The 18,394-nt window shown below is 62.6% G+C and carries 13 protein-coding genes; 6 read left to right on the plus strand and 7 right to left on the minus strand.

All coding sequences use genetic code 11. The features are described 5' to 3' along the window. Positions 1-70 precede the first annotated feature (70 nt). Complete coding sequence (locus ACP7AD_RS09995; protein ID WP_426146429.1) at positions 71-922, minus strand: Wzz/FepE/Etk N-terminal domain-containing protein; 852 nt, start codon at positions 920-922, stop codon at positions 71-73. A 487-nt stretch (positions 923-1,409) separates the two neighbouring features. On the opposite strand from ACP7AD_RS09995, the gene ACP7AD_RS10000 reads away from it, so the two are divergent. After that, the gene (locus ACP7AD_RS10000; protein WP_426146427.1) at positions 1,410-1,751 is read left to right on the plus strand and encodes an H-NS family nucleoid-associated regulatory protein; all 342 of its coding nucleotides are present in this window, start codon (positions 1,410-1,412) and stop codon (positions 1,749-1,751) included. 36 nt (positions 1,752-1,787) lie between these two features. Here the strand turns inward: ACP7AD_RS10000 and ACP7AD_RS10005 are convergent, their stop codons facing one another. After that, the gene (locus ACP7AD_RS10005) at positions 1,788-3,782 is read right to left on the minus strand and encodes an SDR family oxidoreductase (protein ID WP_426146426.1); all 1,995 of its coding nucleotides are present in this window, start codon (positions 3,780-3,782) and stop codon (positions 1,788-1,790) included. A gap of 234 nt (positions 3,783-4,016) precedes the next feature. Between ACP7AD_RS10005 and ACP7AD_RS10010 the strand changes: the two genes are divergently transcribed. The 3 genes from ACP7AD_RS10010 (at position 4,017) to ACP7AD_RS10020 (ending at position 6,367) form a co-directional block, all read left to right on the plus strand. After that, entirely contained in the window at positions 4,017-4,616 is a 600-nt protein-coding gene (locus ACP7AD_RS10010; RefSeq protein WP_426146424.1) for a phasin family protein, read from the plus strand. A gap of 229 nt (positions 4,617-4,845) precedes the next feature. Next, the gene (locus ACP7AD_RS10015; protein ID WP_426146422.1) at positions 4,846-5,517 is read left to right on the plus strand and encodes a TetR/AcrR family transcriptional regulator; all 672 of its coding nucleotides are present in this window, start codon (positions 4,846-4,848) and stop codon (positions 5,515-5,517) included. 76 nt (positions 5,518-5,593) lie between these two features. Further along, positions 5,594-6,367 (plus strand): hypothetical protein, encoded by a 774-nt coding sequence (locus tag ACP7AD_RS10020; RefSeq protein WP_426146420.1) that lies wholly within the window; start codon positions 5,594-5,596, stop codon positions 6,365-6,367. A gap of 937 nt (positions 6,368-7,304) precedes the next feature. Here ACP7AD_RS10020 and ACP7AD_RS10025 read toward each other — a convergent pair. The 4 genes from ACP7AD_RS10025 to ACP7AD_RS10040 form a co-directional block, all read right to left on the minus strand. Then, complete coding sequence (locus ACP7AD_RS10025) at positions 7,305-8,855, minus strand: ArnT family glycosyltransferase (protein ID WP_426146418.1); 1,551 nt, start codon at positions 8,853-8,855, stop codon at positions 7,305-7,307. Positions 8,856-8,957: 102 nt separating this feature from the next. Beyond that, the gene (locus tag ACP7AD_RS10030) at positions 8,958-9,929 is read right to left on the minus strand and encodes a lysylphosphatidylglycerol synthase transmembrane domain-containing protein (protein WP_426146417.1); all 972 of its coding nucleotides are present in this window, start codon (positions 9,927-9,929) and stop codon (positions 8,958-8,960) included. Further along, the gene (locus ACP7AD_RS10035) at positions 9,926-10,792 is read right to left on the minus strand and encodes a UbiA prenyltransferase family protein (RefSeq protein ID WP_426146415.1); all 867 of its coding nucleotides are present in this window, start codon (positions 10,790-10,792) and stop codon (positions 9,926-9,928) included. Before ACP7AD_RS10035 ends, ACP7AD_RS10030 begins: the two co-directional genes overlap by 4 nt. Positions 10,793-10,938: 146 nt before the next feature. Continuing rightward, positions 10,939-12,075 carry an ABC transporter substrate-binding protein gene (locus ACP7AD_RS10040; protein ID WP_426146413.1) on the minus strand — a complete coding sequence of 379 codons (1,137 nt, stop codon included), beginning with the start codon at positions 12,073-12,075 and terminating at the stop codon, positions 10,939-10,941. A gap of 151 nt (positions 12,076-12,226) precedes the next feature. On the opposite strand from ACP7AD_RS10040, the gene ACP7AD_RS10045 reads away from it, so the two are divergent. After that, positions 12,227-14,329, plus strand: coding sequence for a molybdopterin-containing oxidoreductase family protein (locus tag ACP7AD_RS10045; RefSeq protein ID WP_426146411.1), 2,103 nt, complete (start codon positions 12,227-12,229; stop codon positions 14,327-14,329). 16 nt (positions 14,330-14,345) lie between these two features. Continuing rightward, entirely contained in the window at positions 14,346-15,479 is a 1,134-nt protein-coding gene (locus ACP7AD_RS10050) for an aminopeptidase (protein ID WP_426146410.1), read from the plus strand. On the opposite strand, the gene ACP7AD_RS10055 is transcribed toward ACP7AD_RS10050, so the two are convergent. Further along, on the minus strand, positions 15,469-18,291 hold the full coding sequence (locus ACP7AD_RS10055; RefSeq protein WP_426146408.1) for a PAS domain S-box protein: 2,823 nt from the start codon (positions 18,289-18,291) through the stop codon (positions 15,469-15,471). The two genes, ACP7AD_RS10050 and ACP7AD_RS10055, sit on opposite strands and share 11 nt — an antisense overlap. Between the last annotated feature and the right edge of the window lie 103 nt (positions 18,292-18,394).

Raw genomic sequence — 18,394 nt, forward strand, 5'->3', positions numbered from 1 at the left:
TTATATGGGGCATTGCAGGAATGAATAAGCATTCACTCCTGCCACCGCTTTGTTGCCAAGTGCCAAAGGGTTATTTCATACGGAAGGAGTTGCGAATACGCATTACCTTCGCAGAAGTCGTTTCGCTTGGTGTGGTATTGAGAAAGGCTTGCCGTATAAAAATAAACAGCAACAAGGCCATTCCCGCCGCGAGCGTAGCACCTATGGCGATCAAACCTTTCTTCGGCTGGCTGGGTTTCTGCGCCAAGGTGGGAGCCTGAACCAACTGAGCATCAGTCAAGCCTTCCAGCTGAGCCTCCAGGAGGCTGACCTGCCCTTGCGCTGCTCCCGTAGCAGTTAATAACTCGGCATAACCCCGTGCCAATTCCACCCCGCCAGCAGCGCCAGAACCATTGGTTTCGAGGCGCTTGAGCACGCCAACCGACGCATCCTGCGCATTTTTAAGCCGCGTTCGCGCTTCTTCCAGTTGCACACCAAGTCGTATACGAGCACTGCCCTTGGGACGGCTTTCCTGATAGGTTTGCTGGAGAAGCGCATTGGCAATGGCTTGGGCCTGTGATGCGGTACGGTCAGACACCGTCAATGTAAGCAACTTGTCAGTTCGTCCGACAACGGCTTTAATCCGCTCGCGCAGTCTGGTACGCGCTTCTTCGACAGTATTGTCTTTTGCTAGACCGAGAGAGGCAATGACCGGGTCCAGAACGGCTGCAGTACCTATCAGGCTGGCTGTGGTTTGGTCAGCCTGCAGCACAGCGACACTTTGAAAAGTTTGAGGAAGCAGAAAACTGACAACCAGGGCGCACACGCCAACAGCCAGCGGACCAAGGACCAACAGCTTGATATTTTCAGCCAAAGTGACCAGCAAGTCCAATAGACCCACTTCATTGTTAGCACTATTTGCAGGGTTTGCAGAATCTTCCATTTTTGCCCGTTGTCAAATCTATGAGGGCTTCATTCTACTTGGCGCAATTTTTCGACTACCTTGGAGCCATAAATCCTGCATTTTTAGCTACAAAATATGAAAATTTCTACTTGCCCTTGCACAGCCTTCCAAGATAAACATCTTCTTCATGCCCCACATTACGCTCTTGCACTCAGTCCATTTTTATCAAGGCAGCTCTGTAAAAGTCCTTGAATCCATGGCTGAATTACAGCAACCTCAATCATCAAAATCTTACAAAAATTAATATTCCACACAAACATTGCTGCAAAACCCCAGATAACTCAAGGCGCCAAATTAAGCACCACGTCAATTTTGGAAAGCAGCATCCAAGAAGCAAAGCTGGAAATTTTTTAGAGATTGATTTGGAATGTGAAGCTCAATAGAATTTTGAATATTTATGCTTTTCATTAATATTTCAACTAAATAATCGATTAACATCAATCCCTTTAGTAAGGAAAATTCTCTCATGCAAAAGTCAAATGAGCTACAACAACAAATCAATGAATTTGAGGCCAAGCTTAATGAGTTGCGCAAACAACAGGACTTCGAACGCAAAGGCGAACGTACGCAAGCCATCACGGCCGCGAAAGAGTTGATCAAAAATTATGACCTGACAGCCACAGATCTGGGCCTTGCAGGCAAGGGTGCAGCCAAGCGGGTTACAGGAGACAAGCGAAATGTGGTCGCCCCTAAATACCAAGACCCCCAAAGTGGAAAAACATGGACAGGTCGCGGCAAGTCCCCGGCCTGGTTAAGCGCCCAGCTTTCGGCCGGCCGGGATAAACAAGAATTTTTGATTAAAAGTTAATACATCAATCTTTTCCAAGACTGATGTTGAGTGTATTTAAAAATGCACCCCGCGCATCATCTGCTGCATCGCCAGCGCTTCGGGCGACAGCCTGGGTTTTTCGTCTTTAGCGCCCTTCTCGCCCTTGGCGGCGGATGAATCGGCAAACATGCGAAAACTGGTATTCATCGCGATCTGGGCGATGCGCGGCATCACCGCATGCAGCACCTGCCCGGCAATGCCCAAGCGGGTGGCGATGCGCACCGGCTTGCAGATGCAGGCCTGCGCCACCAGTTCGGCCGCTTCCTCGGGGGCCAGCGTGGGCACGTTGTTGTACAGGTTGGTCGGCGCGATCATCGGCGTTCGCACCAGCGGCATGTTGATGGTGGTGAAGCTGACGCCCACATCGGCGAACTCGCTCGACGCGCAGCGCGTCCAGGCATCGAGCGCCGCCTTGCTCGCCACATAGGCGGAAAAGCGCGGCGCATTGGTCAGCACGCCAATGGAGCTGATGTTGACCACATGGCCGGCGCCCTTTTGCGCCATGCCGGGCAGCAGGCCCATGGTCACGCGCAGGCTGCCGAAATAATTGAGCTGCATGGTGCGCTCGTAGTCATGAAAACGGTCGTAGCTGCCTTCGATGGCGCGGCGGATCGAGCGGCCAGCGTTGTTGACCAGGAAATCGACGCCGCCATGGTCGGCCAGCAGCGCCTTGATGAAGCGGTCGCAGTCGGCCATGTCGGCTATGTCGGCCGGGTAGGCGATAAAAGCGTGGCCTTTTGCCTCGGCTTCGCGGCAGGCGGCATCGAGCTTGTCCTGGTCGCGGCCGCAGATGATCGTGGTGGCGCCGGCTTCGGCAAACCGGTGCGCCGTCGCTAGGCCGATGCCCGACGAACCGCCGGTGATCAGCACCACCTTGCCGCCGACCGTGCCGCGCAGCGAGCGGTCGATGAACAGGTCCGGGTCCAGATGCCGCTCCCAATAATCCCACAGGCGCCAGGCGTAGTCGTGCAGGTTCGGGCAGGCAATGCCGCTGCCCTTGAGCGCGGCCAGGGTTTCGCGGCAGTCGAAACGGGTCGGGTAATTGACGAAGGTCAGGATGTCCTCGGGAACGCCCAGGTCGGCCATGATGGCCGCATGCATGCGCCGCACCGGCGCCAGCGCCATCAGGCCTTTCTTGACCGCCTTGGGAATGAAGCCCAGCAGCGCCGCGTTGACGAACAGGTTCACGCGTGGGCCGTGCGCGGCCTTGCTCAGGATGTCGAGCACATCGCCGACGCGGTAGCCGACCGGGTCCACCAGGTGGTAGCACTTGCCGCTGGCTTGATCGTGATGGCTGATGTAATCGAGCGAATCCACCACGAAATCGACCGGAACGATGTTGATCCGGCCGCCTTCCAGGCCGACCATGGGCATCCACGATGGCAGCAGCTTGCGGATGCGCTGGATCAGCTTGAAAAAATAATACGGCCCGTCGACCTTGTCCATCTCGCCCGTCACGCTGTGGCCCACCACCATCGCCGGGCGAAACACCGTCCACGGCACCGTGCATTCGCTGCGGACGATTTTTTCGCTCTCGTGCTTGGTCCTGAAATACGGGTGCTCGTAGTTTTCGGCCTCCTCGAACATGTCTTCGCGAAACACACCTTCGTACAGTCCGGCGGCGACAATCGAGCTGACATGGTGAAAATGCCCGGCGTCAATCGCCCTGGCAAACTCAACCGTGTTGCGCGTGCCGTCAATGTTGACGGCGATCTGGCTTTGCTCGTCGGCCTCCAGGTCATACACCGCTGCGAGGTGGTAGAAATGGCTGATCTGGCCCTTGAGCTTCTTGATGTCCTCGGCCTTCACGTCGAGCTTTTTGCCGGTCAGGTCGCCATGCACCGCAATCGCCCGGCCAGCGCCCGCGCCCCAGTACTCACGCAGTCCGGCCGCTTTGCCCGCGCTCTCTGGCCGGATCAGGAAATAGACCTTGGTGCCCTTGCGCTCCAGCAGTTTCTTGACCAGCCGCTTGCCGATGAAACCGGTGGCGCCTGTGACGAAATAGTTCATTGAATTCTCCGCATTGACGTGGCTGACAAAATTTTTATTTTGTTCAGATTTGCGCCTTTGTCCCTTCAGCACAAACCCGCGAACCCCGCCCGATCCAGCGCAAATCCATAGGACCTCCTGCCTAGCGCTCTAGAAGCCTGACCCTAAACACCGGGGCGCCGCAGGCTTACATTCCTCTTGGTGTGCGGCGATGGCCGCAGTCCCTTTTTTTATCCAACCCTCCAGGAGCCTTCCATGGTCAAAAAACTGCAAAAAATGAGCGCCGCCCAAAAAGCCACTCCCCAACTCTCCAGCGCCGTCAAGGACTCTGCCCAGCAGATCTGGCTGGCCGGCCTGGGGGCTTTTTCCAAGGCGCAGGAGGAAGGCAGCAAGGTGTTCGACAGCCTGGTCAAGGAAGGCCTGGCGATTCAGCGCAAGACCCAGGCAGCCACTGAAGAAAAGATCAGCGAGGCCACCAGCCGCATGAGCGACATGGCCAGCGACATCCAGTCCAAAGCAGGCAACCGCTGGGACAAGCTGGAAAATATTTTCGAGGAGCGCGTCGCCAAGGCGCTGGGCAAACTCGGCGTCCCGTCGGCACGGGACGTGAGCGCACTGACGGAACGCGTCGATCTGCTTGACCAGCAGGTCCGCAAACTGAAGGGCGGTAGCGCGGCCGCAGTCCCGATCGCCAGGCCGGCGGCCAAACCAGCCGCCAAGCCACGCGCCCGGGCTGCCACCAAGACCGCAGAGCCGCAGGCCGTCAAGCCCGCCGCCAAAAAGTCCGCCAGGCGCACAGTGGCCAAAACGCCCGCAGAGGGCGGTGCAGGCGCCGTGCCAAGCGCAGCCGAATAATCCGCAGCGGACAAGCGCCTGCAAAGGGGTTGGACACGCAGTCAATACTTGAAACGGGATGACAGCCGCAAGCAAGGTGCGGAGTCACGGAAAAGGGACGTCATGTCCCTTTTTTTTCGCCTGTATGTCCGGAAATCTTCCTTGCTCGAATGCCCCACATGAGGTTTTCCTGATTCCTTCCCGCAGGGCGCTGGGTTAGAGTCAGGGAACAAAACAAAGAGAGACAGCTATGGTGAAAAAAGCGCCGCGTCGCACCGCAGAGCGCATTCTGGAGGTCACGCTCGAACTGTTCAACCGGTTTGGCGAGCCCAATGTATCGACCACGCTGATTTCTGCCGAACTCGGCATCAGCCCGGGCAACCTGTACTACCACTACCCGGCCAAGGACGAGCTGATCAACTCGCTGTTTGACCGCTACGAGCAGGCGCTCAACGAGTTGCTCAATGCCAGCGACGGCGTGCGCAACGTGGAAGACGCCTGGTTTTTCATGCACACGCTGTTTGAACTGATCTGGCAGTACCGCTTCCTGTACCGCGACCTGAACGACCTGCTGAGCAAGAACCGGCGGCTGGAAACGCATTTCCAGTGGGTGCTCAAGAACAAGGCGCGCGCCGTCAGGACCATGCTCGGGAGCATGGGCCGCTCTGGCGCCGTGGCGCTGGACTCGCGCGAAGTCGACGCAACGGCCACCAGCATGGTGGTGCTGCTGACCTACTGGCTGAGCTTTGAATATGTGTGCAATCCGCGCCATGCCCTGGAGCCGGAGAATGCCCAGTCGGCCCTGATGCGCGGCGCGCACCATGTGCTGAGCCTGCTGGTTCCGTATCTTGAGCCGGCCGAAAAAAACCACCTGCAAAGCCTGGCAGGCGCTTACAGCAGCCCGGCCAGCCTGCCAGCCTGAACCGTGCCGGCGCGGGCCACGCGATGGCGTAAAAATAAGAAATGAATAATGAAAGATGCGTCAAGGAGACAACAACATGGCCAAATGGAACCCTTTCCCCCACCCCGGCGCCTATGCTTTTGACACCGCCAGCTTGAGGAAAAACTGGACGCGGCTGCACCGGGGCGACTGCGAGCCGCTGCCCACCGATGCTGCAGTGCTCAAGGCCTGGGTGCTGTTTCACAACGGCGAATTCCAGCAAGCGGCCGAGGCCGGACTGAAAGCCGGCGGCGATGGCATCACGGCGGCCAACAAGGCCACCTGCATCTATGCCAATTACCTGGAAAACAAGGAAAAAACCAAGCTCGACCTGTTGCTGGAAGCGGCGCAACGGGCCGAGGCGCAGCAGGCGTCAAACCCGAAAAATCCGAATGCCTGGTACTGGCAGGCTTATGCCCTGGGGCGTTACAGCCAGGGCATCAGCGTGGCCAAGGCGCTGGCGCAGGGACTGGGCAGCAAGGTCAAGGCCGCGCTGGAGCAGACCATCCAGCTCGCGCCGCAGCATGCCGATGCGCACATTGCGCTGGGCGCTTTTCATGCCGAGGTGATCGACAAGGTCGGCTCGCTGATCGGCAGCATGACCTACGGCGCGCGCAAGGACACCGGCCTGGCGCTGTTCAAGGAAGCGCTCAAGCTCAATCCTGGCTCGGCCATCGCCATGACCGAATATGCCAACGGCATGGTGATGCTCGAAGGCAACAAGCGGATGAAAGAAGCCACCCGGCTTTACGAGCAGGCCGCAGCTACCGAAGCGCTGGACGCGATGGAGCGGCTGGACGTGGACATGGCCCGGGTGGAACTGCAGGACTGAAACGCCGGCCGGGCTTGGCCCTGCAAGCCTGTGTCAGCAAAACTTGTCACTCTCTTTTCAATAGCTATCGACGCATACCCTGCTTGCGCAAAAGGCATTTTTGACCGTTATTTAGTAACGACTTACCTCGCTGCAGGTCAACGGCTTTATCGGTCCTTGATGTTGGCCTTGCTTGGCGATGCGCGGGGTTGCGGTCTCTTTTGCTTGCTTCTGTTGGGTTTTTGGGTGTGGAGCGCCTGCCCGGCGGGGGGTAACTTTCTTTTTGGGCAAAAAAGAAAGTTACCAAAGAAAGTTGCCTTGGGAGCGGGTTAGAGCTGGGCGCTCTGACGGGCCATCGCTTCGCTAGGCCCTGGGGTACTTGATCTGAGGACTGGCGGCGATGCCGATGGCTGGCTGGTTCTACCGCTCGTTCGCCAACAGCTTCACGCTCTGCTTGATCTCGCTGACTGGCTTGCACGTCGCTGTCGGCTGCGCCATTTTTCTGTTTCCTCGCCTGCTGGGTGTGGGCTGGTAGGTCAGTGGCTGTGGAACCACGAGGGTTCTTTTCACCGGTCGCTGCCAGCCCCGCCCTGCCTTGACCGAGGAAAAGAGGGGCAAGAAACTGCCTGCAGTGCCTTGAGGCACAAAAGAGACGATCAAGCAGAGCGTGAAGCTGTTGGCGAACGAAGGGTAGAACCAGCCAGTCCCAGGCATCGCCGCCAGCCACCGATCAAGGAGGCCAGGGCCCAGCGAAGCGATGGCCCGAGTGAGCGCTCAGCTCATCCCCGCATTGCAGGCAACTTTCTTTCGTGAGTTTCTTTTTTGCCAGAAAAGAAAGTTACCCCCCGCCGGGAAGGCGCTCACCCCTCAAACCACAGAAGAACCCGCCAAGCTAAAGGCAATCGATAAACGACGCAGCGATCAAATCGGCAGCGTTAGGGGTTACGTTGTTTATCGCCTAGCCAGGGCAGCGCACCTGGCCGCAGTAGCGTTCGCAAAACGGGCAACCGGTCATCGGCAGCCAGGCCGGTATGTTGTAGAACTGCCGGAAGGCCTCGCCCAGCACGCCCTGGCGGTAGGCCGGGTAGTTGAATCCGGCGCCTTCGACCACGTAGAAAGCCACGCCATCCTGCATGAAACCCAGCACGGCGACGCTGTCAAAGTAAGGCTTGAATTCTTCCAGTTCGGGCTTGTCCGGCGTGATGATTCGCACCGTTTTTCCTTGATAGAGCGAAAAATCCACCAGCATGTCGTCCTGCCGCGCATGGAAGCGGCCCACGCCAAACACCGGCATGTACTGGCGGCGTTCGAAACCGTAGATCGACGCGGCGGTGTACGAGTCGGCCATCAGCACCGCGCCCGGGCGGTCGGCCTGCTTGAGGATGTCGGCGGTCTTGACGCTGCGAACGATTTGCGGGTAGATCTTGGCGCTGCGCCAGGTGTCCAGCGTCGTCAGGTACAGGCCGGCGATCCCCGCAACGTGCAGGCCGGCAAACAGCGCCAGGCCTTTGGCGCAGGTCTTGAGCTTGTCAGCCGGCAGGGCAAAGGCCAGCCAGGCAAAGCCAAAAGGGTAGAACGACAGCACCCAGTGCAGGCCAATGACTTTCTTGCTGGAGAGCAGCATGAAAAACAGCAGGGGCACGACGACCAGGCAGGCCAGCAGGCGGTGGGACCGGGCGCTGGCCAGCAGCGCCTGGCGGTGCCGCGCGGCCAGCCAGAGCGCCACCGGCGTGATCAGGTAAGCCATCATGCCGACATACAGCAGCGGCTTGCGCCATTCGAACGCCGCATCCTGGTTGCGGTTGTAGACGTTGAACATGATGTTCGACCAGCCGTGCGACAGGTTGTAGGCAATGTTGATCGCCGGGCCGGGCAAGGCGCAGGCCACCAGCAGCGCCAGGCCCGCCAGCCGCTCGCGGCGGTACAACAAAAAGTACAGCAGGTAGGTCAGCCCCAGCACCACCGAGAAATACTTCGACAAGAAAGCGCAGCCTAGGAACACGCCCGACAGCGCATACAGCCCATAGGCTGCGCGGTCCAGCCGGGCGCGCTGCTCGGCGCGCATCAAGGCCGCCACCGACAGCATCGACCAGAAAATCAGCGGTGTGTCGGTGGTGATGATGGCGTAGAGCCAGTTCAGCGGCGCCAGCCAGAACAACAGCACCGCCCAGGCCGCGCGCACCCGGTCCAGCGGCGCCAGCGCCCACCACAGCGCCGCGCCCAGCGCCAAGGGCAGCAGCACCGCCGGCAGGCGAATCGACAGGATGCTGTCGCCCAAGGTGGCGCGCATCAAGGCAATCAGCCAGCCGACCATCGGCGGATGGTCGGAGTAGCCCCAGTCCGGGTAAACGCCCCACCAGTAGAAAAACGCCTCGTCGCCGGAGATTGGAAAGGTCGCCGCAATCCAGAAGCGCAGCAGCAGCGAAGCCAGCCCGGCCGCCAGCAGCCAGCGGCTCAGCGTGGCGCAAACAGCCTGCGGGGAAGAAGCAATGACGGGGTTGTGGGACATGGGAAAGGGTCGGATAAACAGCGCGGATGCGGCAGGCCAAAGGCGCGCTGCCGGATGCGCGCCGCAACACGGCCAATACAAGAAAAATGAAACGGAAAGCAGCTAGCGCAAACTGATGTCCCGGGCGAAGGCCGCACTATAAAGCAAGGCCAGCAGGCCAATGGCCACAGCCAGCCACAGCGTCAGCAGCCGGACCACCACGGTCATGCCCAGGGCGCTGCCGGCGCCAGCGCCATGGGCCACCAGCAGACCGGTCAGCACCGCTTCGGTGCCGCCCAGGCCCGCCGGCAGGGCCGACAAGGCGCCGCCGACCATGGCCACGGCGTAAAAACCGGTCGCCGTGGCCAGCCCCAGAGAAAAGCCCATGTCGTTGCAGATCAGCCAGACCGCCACGGCCTGCGCAACCCAAGCGGCCAGCGTCAGGCTGAACCAGGCCAGCGGCCGCAGGCGCAGGCATGTCCAGGCCTCCTGCAGCCAGCCCGGCAACCGCAGCGCGCCATGCCGAAACTTGAACAGCGCAACGGCCGCCAGCATCGCAGCGACCGCCCCGCCCAGCAGCAGCCACACCGCCCAGCCAGGCATCCGCTGGACCACGCCCTGCTCCCAGGCCCAGGCGGCGGCAGGCAGGCACAGCAGCAGCAGGCACAGCAGGTCGGCCAGGCGCTCGGCGCCAAAGATGGCCAGGCTCTGCCGGGCGCCCAGGGGTTCGCGCGCCAGCACCAGGCCCCTGACCGCCTCGCCGACATTGCCGGGCGTGGGCGTGAATGCATAGCCTGCCAGGTACAGCCGCAGCCCCTGCAGCAGGCCGAAGTGGCGTCCGTAATGCGCCATCCAGAAACGCCAGCGCAGGCCGCGCAGGCCGTAGCTGAGCAGGCACAGGCTTGCCGCCTGCAGGCCGCTTGGCGACCACAGGCGGGCCAGGGACGTGCGCGGGCTGTCGCTCCAGACCAGCAGCGCCGCCGCATACAGCGTGGCGACCAGCCCCAGCACCAGCAGCAGTTGCTTGACCGGCAGCCTGAAGCCAGGGCGCGATGGCGAAGGGCCTGGCGCCGGGCGCTGCGGGTCCGCCGTCAAAACCGCTGGCTCAGGAAGATGACCATCCACAGCAGGCCCGCGCTCAGCAGCCAGCCATCGCGCAGCAGGTCGCGCGCCACGTCCTCGCCATGGCCGCGATGCACCTGGTAGGTGTAGCGCAGCAGCGCGAAAATGACCACCGGCACGGTGTAGAGCAGGCGCTGGCCGTGCTGCAGCTGCGCTTCCAGACTGGTGGCAAACAGGCTGTAGGTGGTCAGCGTCGCCGTCATGGTGGTGGCGATGAAGGTGTCGAGCAGCGCCGTCGGGTAGCCCGCCATCACCGCCCGCTGGCTGGCTTCTTCCTGGAAGCTTTCGGCCTTGCGCTTGCAAAAGCCGAGGTACAGCGTCATGAAAATCCCGGTCAGCAGCAGCCAGCGCGATGGCGGAATCCCGACCGCCACCGTTCCGGCCAGCAGCCTGAGCATGAAGCCGGCCGCAATGATGGACACATCGACCACCGGCACCTGCTTGAGCCGCCACGAATACGCGATGTTCAGCGCCACATACAACGCCAACAGCAGCAGCAGCGTGCGGTTGCCGGCTGCCAGCAAAACGCCTGCGGCCAGCAGCGCGGCCGCCAGCAGCAGCGCAGGAACCGCCGTCACCGCGCCACTGGCCAGCGGTCGCTTGCGCTTGACCGGATGCAGCGCGTCGCTGGCGCGGTCATGCCAGTCGTTCAGGATATAGACCAGGCTGGAAGCGCAGCAAAAGGCCGCAAAGGCCTGCAAAACCGCCAAGTCCAGCGCAAGAACGTCCCAGCTCTGGCTGAACACCAACCCGGCAAACACGAACACGTTCTTGACCCACTGGTGCGGCCGCATCAGGCGCACGAGCGCCCACAGGCTTGAAAAAGAGAAAGGCATCAATGGATAAGGCAAAAGCGTGCAACCGGGAATCGGCTTTGAAGCATAACTGACTCGCCTGCCAAGCCGATAGCAGGCGAACAGGCAAAAAAAAGCCTGAACAAATCAGGCTTTGCGCGCGTCACCCGCCAGGGCGGGCGGGCCGCTCAAGTGCGCACGCGTCCGTCGCCGGTCAGCATCGAGAGTTCGACAAAGCTTGACGCCACATGGTCGCCAGGCCCGAACGACACCGCAAATCCGCCAAAGGATTGGCTGCCAATGCTTTCCAGGCCGGCCATCAGCGATTCGCGCGTCGGCTTGTTGCCGGCGCGTCTGAGGCCCTCGGCGAACACCTTGGCGGCCAGGTAGCCTTCCATGCTGGAAAAGTTGGCCTGGATCTCCTTGTTACCCACGGCCTTCACCGCGTCGGCGAATTCGCGGGCAATGGGGCGCCCCGCGTTGTAGGGCGACGGCACGACCTGCGACACCACCACGCCCGCGCCGTCCTTGCCCAGTTCGTCGGCCAGCGCCTGCGTGCCGACAAACGACACGTTGTAGAAGGTGCCGCCATAGCCGGCCTTGCGGGCCTCGCGGATAAAGGCCGCGCACGCCTTGTAGGCGCCGATCTGCACCACCGCATCGGGCCCGGCGGCCACCAGCGTCTTGACGGACAGCGCCACATCGACCGAATTGCGCTCCACCGTGGCTTCGGCCACCGTCTTGAGGTTCAGGCGCCCCAGCGCCAGGTGGACGCCGTCGAGGCCAGCCTTGCCATAGGCATCATTCTGGTAGAACACCGCGATTTTCTTCAGGCCCAGGTTGGTCAGCTGTTTGACAATCAGCGCGGTTTCATCGTTGTACGACGCCCGCACATGAAAGGCGTAGCGGCTGAACGGTTCGCGCAGCGCCATGGCGCCGGTGAACGGCGCGATGAAGGGGATCTTTTCCTTGATGGCCATGGGCAGCGCCACCACGCTGGTCGGCGTTCCGATGTAGCCGAACAGCGCAAACACATCGTCAGCGATGAATTTTTTGGTGTTTTCGGCGCAGCGGGCGGGCTCGTAGCCGTCATCGAGCTTGCGCAGCTCGATCTGCTGCCGGGCAATGCCGCCTTGGGCGTTGACCTGGTCGAAATAGACCCTGGCGCCCTGGTAAAACTGGATGCCCAGCTGCGCGGCGGGTCCGGTGAAAGCGGCCGACTGACCCAGGACGATGCGGCCTTCAGACTGGGCGCGAACGGTGGTGAAGCCTGCCAGCAGGGCGGCTCCCGAACTGATGGAAAATTTTCTGCGTGTCAGCGTCATGGCTAAATTTTCACAAGTTTTATTGAATTCATGCCACTGTATCAAAAAGCGTTTTTTGCACAGGACATTTCAACCGGTCTGAACGAACTTGGCATCAGGGTTTCCCGTGCAAATGGCCGGGACCGCTGGTCAATCGCTATAAAGTGCAGGCATGCATTCACATTCGATCCCGTTTCCTGCCGCGACCCCGCCGGCGCAAGCGCCGCAACCGGCCAGCGTGCAGGTGCGCGGCGCCTGCCCGCACGACTGCCCGGACACCTGTTCGCTGCTGACCACCGTGGAGGGCGGCGTGGCCACACGCGTGCAGGGCAACCCCGGCCATCCGCAGACCGGTGGCGTGCTGTGCAACAAGGTGTCGCGCTACACCGAGCGCACCTACCATGCCGAGCGCCTGCTGCAGCCCCTCAAGCGCGCCGGCCCCAAGGGCAGCGGCCGCTTCGAGCCGGTCAGCTGGGACACTGCCCTTAGCGAGATTGCCGCGCGCCTGCAAGCCATTGCCGCGCGCAACCCCGAAGCTATTCTTCCCTACAGCTACTGCGGCACCATGGGGCAGGTGCAAGGCGAAGCCATGGCCGGGCGTTTTTTCAACCGGCTGGGCGCTTCCTTGCTCGACCGCACGATCTGCGCCGCCGCTGGCGCCGAAGGCTTGACGCAGACGCTGGGCGGCAAGGTCGGCATGCGGGTGGAGTTTTTTGCCGAGTCCAAACTGATCATCATCTGGGGCAGCAATTCGATTGGCAGCAACCTACATTTCTGGCGTTATGCGCAAGTGGCCAAGCGAAACGGCGCCAGGCTCGTCTGCATCGACCCGCGCAAGAGCGAAACGGCTGAAAAATGCCATGAACACATCGCCCTGCTGCCGGGAACCGACGCCGCCCTCGCCCTTTCCTTGACGCACGAACTCATCATCCACGACTGGCTGGACCACGACTACATCGCCTGCCACACGCTGGGCTGGACGGCGCTGCGCGAGCGCGCGCTTGAATGGAGCCCCGAGCGCGCCGCCAGCGTGTGCGGCGTGCCGGCCGAACAGATCCGCTCGCTGGCGCGCGACTACGGCCAGTGCTTCATCGACAGGCAGCCGGCGGCGATTCGCCTGAATTACGGCATGCAGCGGGTGCGCGGCGGCGGCAACGCCACCCGCGCCGTGGCTTGTTTGCCCGCGCTCACTGGCGCCTGGCGGCACCGGGCCGGCGGCCTGCTGATGAGCAGCTCGGGCGTTTTTCCAGTGGACCGGGCGGCGCTGCAGCGGCCCGACCTGCTGGCCGGGCGCACGCCGCGCACCGTCAACATGAGCACCATCGGCGACGACCTGCTGCGCAAAAGCTCGCCCGCCTTCGGCCCGAAGATCGAGGCGCTGATCGTCTACAACAGCAACCCGGTAGCCGTCGCGCCCGACTCCGGCCAAGTGGTGCGCGGCTTTGCGAGGGACGACCTGTTCATCGTCGTGCTGGAGCAGTTCCAGACCGACACCGCCGACCAGGCCGACTTCATTTTGCCGGCCACGACGCAACTGGAGCACTGGGATATCCACACCACCTACGGCCACACCGATGTGCTGCTCAATCGCCCGGCCATTGCGCCGCAGGGCGACAGCAAGCCGAACACGCAGATCTTTCGCGAACTCGCCGCGCGCATGGGTTTTGCCGAGCCCTGCTTTGCCGACAGCGACGAAACGCTGTGCCGCGCGACGTTTGGCGAGCGGGTCGATTTCCAGACGCTGCTGGACCAGGGCTTTGCCACTTTGGCGCTGCCGGATGCGCCGTTCGCCGAAGGCGGCTTTCCCACGCCGTCGGGCAAATGCGAGTTTTTCAGCGAACGCCTGGCCGCGCAGGGGCTGGACGGCCTGCCCGGCCATGTGCCGAACCATGAAGCGCCGGGCTCGTCCAGCGACTTTCCGCTGGCCATGATCTCGCCGCCGGCGCGCAACTTCATGAATTCGACCTTTGTCAACGTCAAGACGTTGCGCGCCATGGAGGGCGAGCCGGTGCTGGAAATGCATCCGCACGACGCCGCCGCGCGCGGCATTGCCAGCGGCGCCGTGGTGCGGGTGTTCAACGCGCGCGGCGACTATCGGGTCAAGGTCGAGGTCTCGCTGCGCGCACGGCCCGGCGTGGTCAATGGCCTGGGCATCTGGTGGCGCAAGCTGGGCCTGGGCGGCACCAACGTCAACCAGCTCACCAGCCAGCGCCTGACCGACCTGGGGCGCGGGCCGGTGTTCTACGACTGCCTGGTGCAAGTGCAGGCGGCTTGAGAAGGGGCATCCGGACATGGCATGGACAAGGCGCAAGAAGCTGCTGGCGGCCGCCCTGGCCGCAGCCAGCCTGGCCGGCTGCGCGGACCTGGGCTACTACTGGCAGTCGGTCAACGGCCACCTGACGATGCTCAATGCCGCGCGCCCGGTGAACGACTGGCTGGGCGATGCGCAGACATCGGCGCCGCTCAAAAGCCGGCTGGCGCTGGCGCAGCGCATCCGCCGCTTTGCCGTGACTGAACTGAAGCTGCCCGACAACCCGAGCTACCAGCGCTATGCCGACCTGCACCGCAGCGCCGTCGTCTGGAACGTGGTGGCGGCGCCGCCTTTCTCGCTCACGCTCAGGACCTGGTGTTTTCCGGTAGCCGGCTGCGTCGGCTACCGGGGGTATTTCAACGAGGCCGAGGCCCGGGCCGAGGCCGACCGGCTGGCCGCGCAGGGGCTGGAAACCAGCGTCTATGGCGTGCCGGCCTATTCCACGCTGGGCTGGATGAACTGGGCCGGCGGCGACCCGCTGCTCAGCACCTTCATCGGCTACCCGGAAGGCGAGCTGGCGCGGCTGGTGTTCCACGAACTGGCGCACCAGGTGGCCTATGCGCCCGGCGACACGGAGTTCAACGAATCGTTTGCCACCGCCGTCGAGCGGCTGGGCGTGCAGCAATGGCTTGAGGCCCAAACCGGCCGGGGCAGCGAGGAAGCCCGCCAGGCTTATGAGCGCTTTGACGGCCGGCGCCGGCAGTTTCGGGAACTGGCGGCGGCCACGCGCCGGGAACTGACCGCCATTTATGAACCCAACAAGGCTTTTGCGCGTGAACCACGGGCGCAGCTAGCTCTAAAAACCATAGCAATGCAGCATTTCAGAGAGCAGTATGCGCAGTTCAAGGCCGAATGGGACGGATATGCCGGTTACGACCCGTGGGTGGCGCGCGCCAACAATGCGTCCTTCGGCGCCCAGGCGGCTTATGACGAAGGCGTGCCGGCTTTCGAAGCCTTGTTTCAACGCGAGGGCCGCGACTGGCAACGCTTCTACGGCGCCGTCAAGCACCTGGCCGCGCTGCCCAAGACCGAGCGCCAGGCGCGCCTGAAGGCCGACCCTTTGCCGTCAGTGGCCGCCATGGCCGAACCGAGCAGCCCGCAGGTCAGGCAATGAGCGCCTGACGGGGAAACGTGAAGTAAAAAGTCGCCCCGAGCCCGGGCGTGGCGTCTGCCCACAGCTGGCCGCCATGGTGGCCGACGATACGGCTGACGGTGGCCAGGCCGACGCCGGAGCCGGGAAATTCCGGCGCCGCATGCAGGCGCTCAAACGGCAGAAACAGCTTTTCGGCATGCGCCATGTCAAATCCGGCGCCGTTGTCCCGCACAAAAAACACCGGCTGTCCGGCGGCATCGAGTTGCTGGCCGATGGTGATCCGGGCTTCGGGCTTCAGGCCGGTGAATTTCCAGGCGTTGCCCAGCAGGTTTTCCATGACCACCCTGAGCAGTGCTTCGTCCGCGTGGGCCGTCAAGCCGGCTTCGACCTGCGTTGTGACCACGCGCGCCGGCTGGCGCACATGCCACTCGGCCAGAATGTGGCGCGCCATGGCGGACAGATCGACCTGCGTGTAGTGCAAGCGGGTGCGCGTCACCCGCGCCAGCGACAGCAAATCCTCGATCAGGCGGCCCATTTGCACCACGCCATGCTGGATGCGGCTCAGGTAATGCCTGACCTTTTCGTTGCCGTCGCCCGCCAGCTGCCTGGCCAGCAGGGCCCCGAAGCCGTTGATGGTGCTCAGCGGCGCGCGCAGATCGTGCGACACCGAGTAGGAAAAGGCTTCGAGCTCCTCGTTGGACCGGCGCAGGGCCTCCTCGACCAGCTTGAACTCGGTCACATCGGCATCGATGCCGACCCAGAAGGACACAGCGCCCTGGGCGTCACGCACCGGCGACACCCGGTACGCCATGGTGTGAACGCTGCCGTTTTGGCACAGCCAGCGCCGCACGCCGGAAAAAGGCAGCTGGCGGGACCGGGCCTGCGTCCAGTTCTGCTTCACACCGGCAATGTCTTCGGGGTGAAGGGCAGCAATCCACTGCCATCCCGTCCAGTCCTGCAGCGTGCCGCCCATCAGCTCCAGCCATGCGCGGTTCAGGAAGGTGACCTCGCCGTTCTGGTCGATGGTCCAGATGATCTGCGGCGCCTGCTCGGCCAGAGCGCGGAACAAAGCCTCCTGGCGCGCCAGCGCGGCCGTGCGTTCGGCGACCTTTTTCTCCAGCCCGGTGTTGAGCTGGGTGATCTCCTGCATCAGGCGGGCATTTTCTACCGCGATGCAGGCCAGCTGCGCCATTTCCGTTGCGACATATTCATCTTGCTGGGTGAAGTCGCCCTCGTACTTGCCGGACAGCTGAAGCACGCCGATGTGCCGGCCATCGCGGCCTGTCAAGGGGACGGCCAGCCAGCCGCGCATCATGTGGTTCCTGCCGGCAGGGCTGCCGACCAGGCGCCACTCGGGATGCGCCTGCACCTCGGCCTGTGTCAGGCGCACCGGACGGGTGCAGTTGGCGCCACGGGTGAAGATGCTGCTGCCGTGGGCCAGCGGTAGCCGGCTGCGGTAGGGCAAATAGTCGCTTGAAAGCGACAGCGCATCGATGGCCTGCGTCCAGTCACTGTCAATGGCAAGGCTGACCGCCGCCTGATGCGCGCCGATCACGCCGCGCGCCTGGTCTGCCAGCTCCTGCGTCATGCCGTCCAGCGTCCGGTGCAGGGTGATTGCCTGGGCGGCATCGGCGGCACGCTGCAGGGTGAACAAATGCTCGCGCACCTCCGCTTCGGCCTTGACCCGGGCGGTGGTGTCCAGCGCCACCAGGAAACACGCCGGCTGGCCGCTGAACTGGATGGGCCGGGCCACCGCATCGACGAAAAACAGCGAACCGTCCTTGCGCCGATGCTGGTGCGGCTCCTGGCGCTTTTGCGCGGCATCGGGCAAACCATGGGGCAGGCACGCCGGTGCCTCGCCGACATAAATCTCGGACAGCGTCATCGCCATGAACTCGGACTCCGAAAAGCCGTAGTCCTCGATGGCCGTCTGGTTGACCATCAGGAACTTGCCGCTGGCCCGGTCGAACACCCACATCGGCACGGGCGCCGAGGCAAACAGCGCGGCATAGCGCTTTTCGCTGTCCACCAGTGCCTGCTCGGCCTGCTTGCGCGCGGTAACGTCGCGCTGCACCGAAACCCAGTGCGTGAACCGGCCCCGGGCATCGGCGATGGGCACGATTTCGAGTTCGACCCAGAAAGCCTGCCCGGTCTTGGTGTAATTGATCAGTTCGGTCCGGATCGGCTGCCACTTCGCGAGGGCGACGCCGATACGGTCGAGTTCGGTCCGTTGCGTCAGCGGGCCTTGCAGCAGGCGCGGCGTTTTCCCCATCACTTCCTTGCGGCTGTAACCGGTGTGGCGCTCAAACGCGGCATTGACAAAAACGATGCGCGGCCCCGGCGCTTTAATCGGCTCGGCTTCGGTGATGATCACCATGTCGTTGAGGTGGGAAATGCTGGCTTCCAGCAGCATCAAGTGCGCCTGCGCGGCCTGCCGGTCGGTGATGTCCCGCACGATGGCGGTGAACAAAAGCCCCCCCGGGGTTTCAACCTTCGAGATGGACACCTCGGTCGGGAATTCCTGCCCATCGGCGCGCAGCCCGTGAATCAAGACAGCGGCGCTGCCCATGTTCCGGGCGGTGGACCCGGTCGCGCCGAACTGCGCGACGTGGCCGGCGTGACAGGCCCGAAAGCCCTGCGGAATCAGCATTTCGAGCGGCTGGCCCATCACCTCCTGGCGAAGCCTGCCAAACATCTTTTCGGCAGCCTGGTTGAACAGGACGATTTCATGCCGCTGGTTCACGGTGATGATGGCGTCCATCGCCGACTCCAGCACGCTCGCCAGCAGCGAGGCGGTGATGGACGGCTCCATCGGCTCGTCTTCAAGCCTCATGGCAAGGCCCTGGTTGGCAACAAAGGGGTATTGAACGGACTCCCGCAGCCCGCAGGCCGCTTTGCATGTGGCTGTGTGACGAAATTTCGCCGGTGCTGAAGGC

It is taken from the genome of Polaromonas sp. DSP2-3-2b2 (genome assembly GCF_049895905.1).
In the GTDB taxonomy this organism is placed as follows: Bacteria; Pseudomonadota; Gammaproteobacteria; order Burkholderiales; family Burkholderiaceae_C; genus Polaromonas.

Bases quoted from the DNA above. Each gene is read 5' to 3' on its own strand.
- ACP7AD_RS10000 (WP_426146427.1), top strand. From the start codon at position 1,410: ATGCAAAAGTCAAATGAGCTACAACAACAAATCAATGAATTTGAGGCC.
- ACP7AD_RS10010 (WP_426146424.1), top strand. From the start codon at position 4,017: ATGGTCAAAAAACTGCAAAAAATGAGCGCCGCCCAAAAAGCCACTCCC.
- ACP7AD_RS10045 (WP_426146411.1), top strand. From the start codon at position 12,227: ATGCATTCACATTCGATCCCGTTTCCTGCCGCGACCCCGCCGGCGCAA.
- ACP7AD_RS10005 (WP_426146426.1), bottom strand. From the start codon at position 3,782: ATGAACTATTTCGTCACAGGCGCCACCGGTTTCATCGGCAAGCGGCTG.
- ACP7AD_RS10050 (WP_426146410.1), top strand. From the start codon at position 14,346: ATGGCATGGACAAGGCGCAAGAAGCTGCTGGCGGCCGCCCTGGCCGCA.
- ACP7AD_RS10035 (WP_426146415.1), bottom strand. From the start codon at position 10,792: ATGCCTTTCTCTTTTTCAAGCCTGTGGGCGCTCGTGCGCCTGATGCGG.
- ACP7AD_RS10040 (WP_426146413.1), bottom strand. From the start codon at position 12,075: ATGACGCTGACACGCAGAAAATTTTCCATCAGTTCGGGAGCCGCCCTG.
- ACP7AD_RS10055 (WP_426146408.1), bottom strand. From the start codon at position 18,291: ATGAGGCTTGAAGACGAGCCGATGGAGCCGTCCATCACCGCCTCGCTG.
- ACP7AD_RS10020 (WP_426146420.1), top strand. From the start codon at position 5,594: ATGGCCAAATGGAACCCTTTCCCCCACCCCGGCGCCTATGCTTTTGAC.
- ACP7AD_RS10025 (WP_426146418.1), bottom strand. From the start codon at position 8,855: ATGTCCCACAACCCCGTCATTGCTTCTTCCCCGCAGGCTGTTTGCGCC.
- ACP7AD_RS09995 (WP_426146429.1), bottom strand. From the start codon at position 922: ATGGAAGATTCTGCAAACCCTGCAAATAGTGCTAACAATGAAGTGGGT.
- ACP7AD_RS10015 (WP_426146422.1), top strand. From the start codon at position 4,846: ATGGTGAAAAAAGCGCCGCGTCGCACCGCAGAGCGCATTCTGGAGGTC.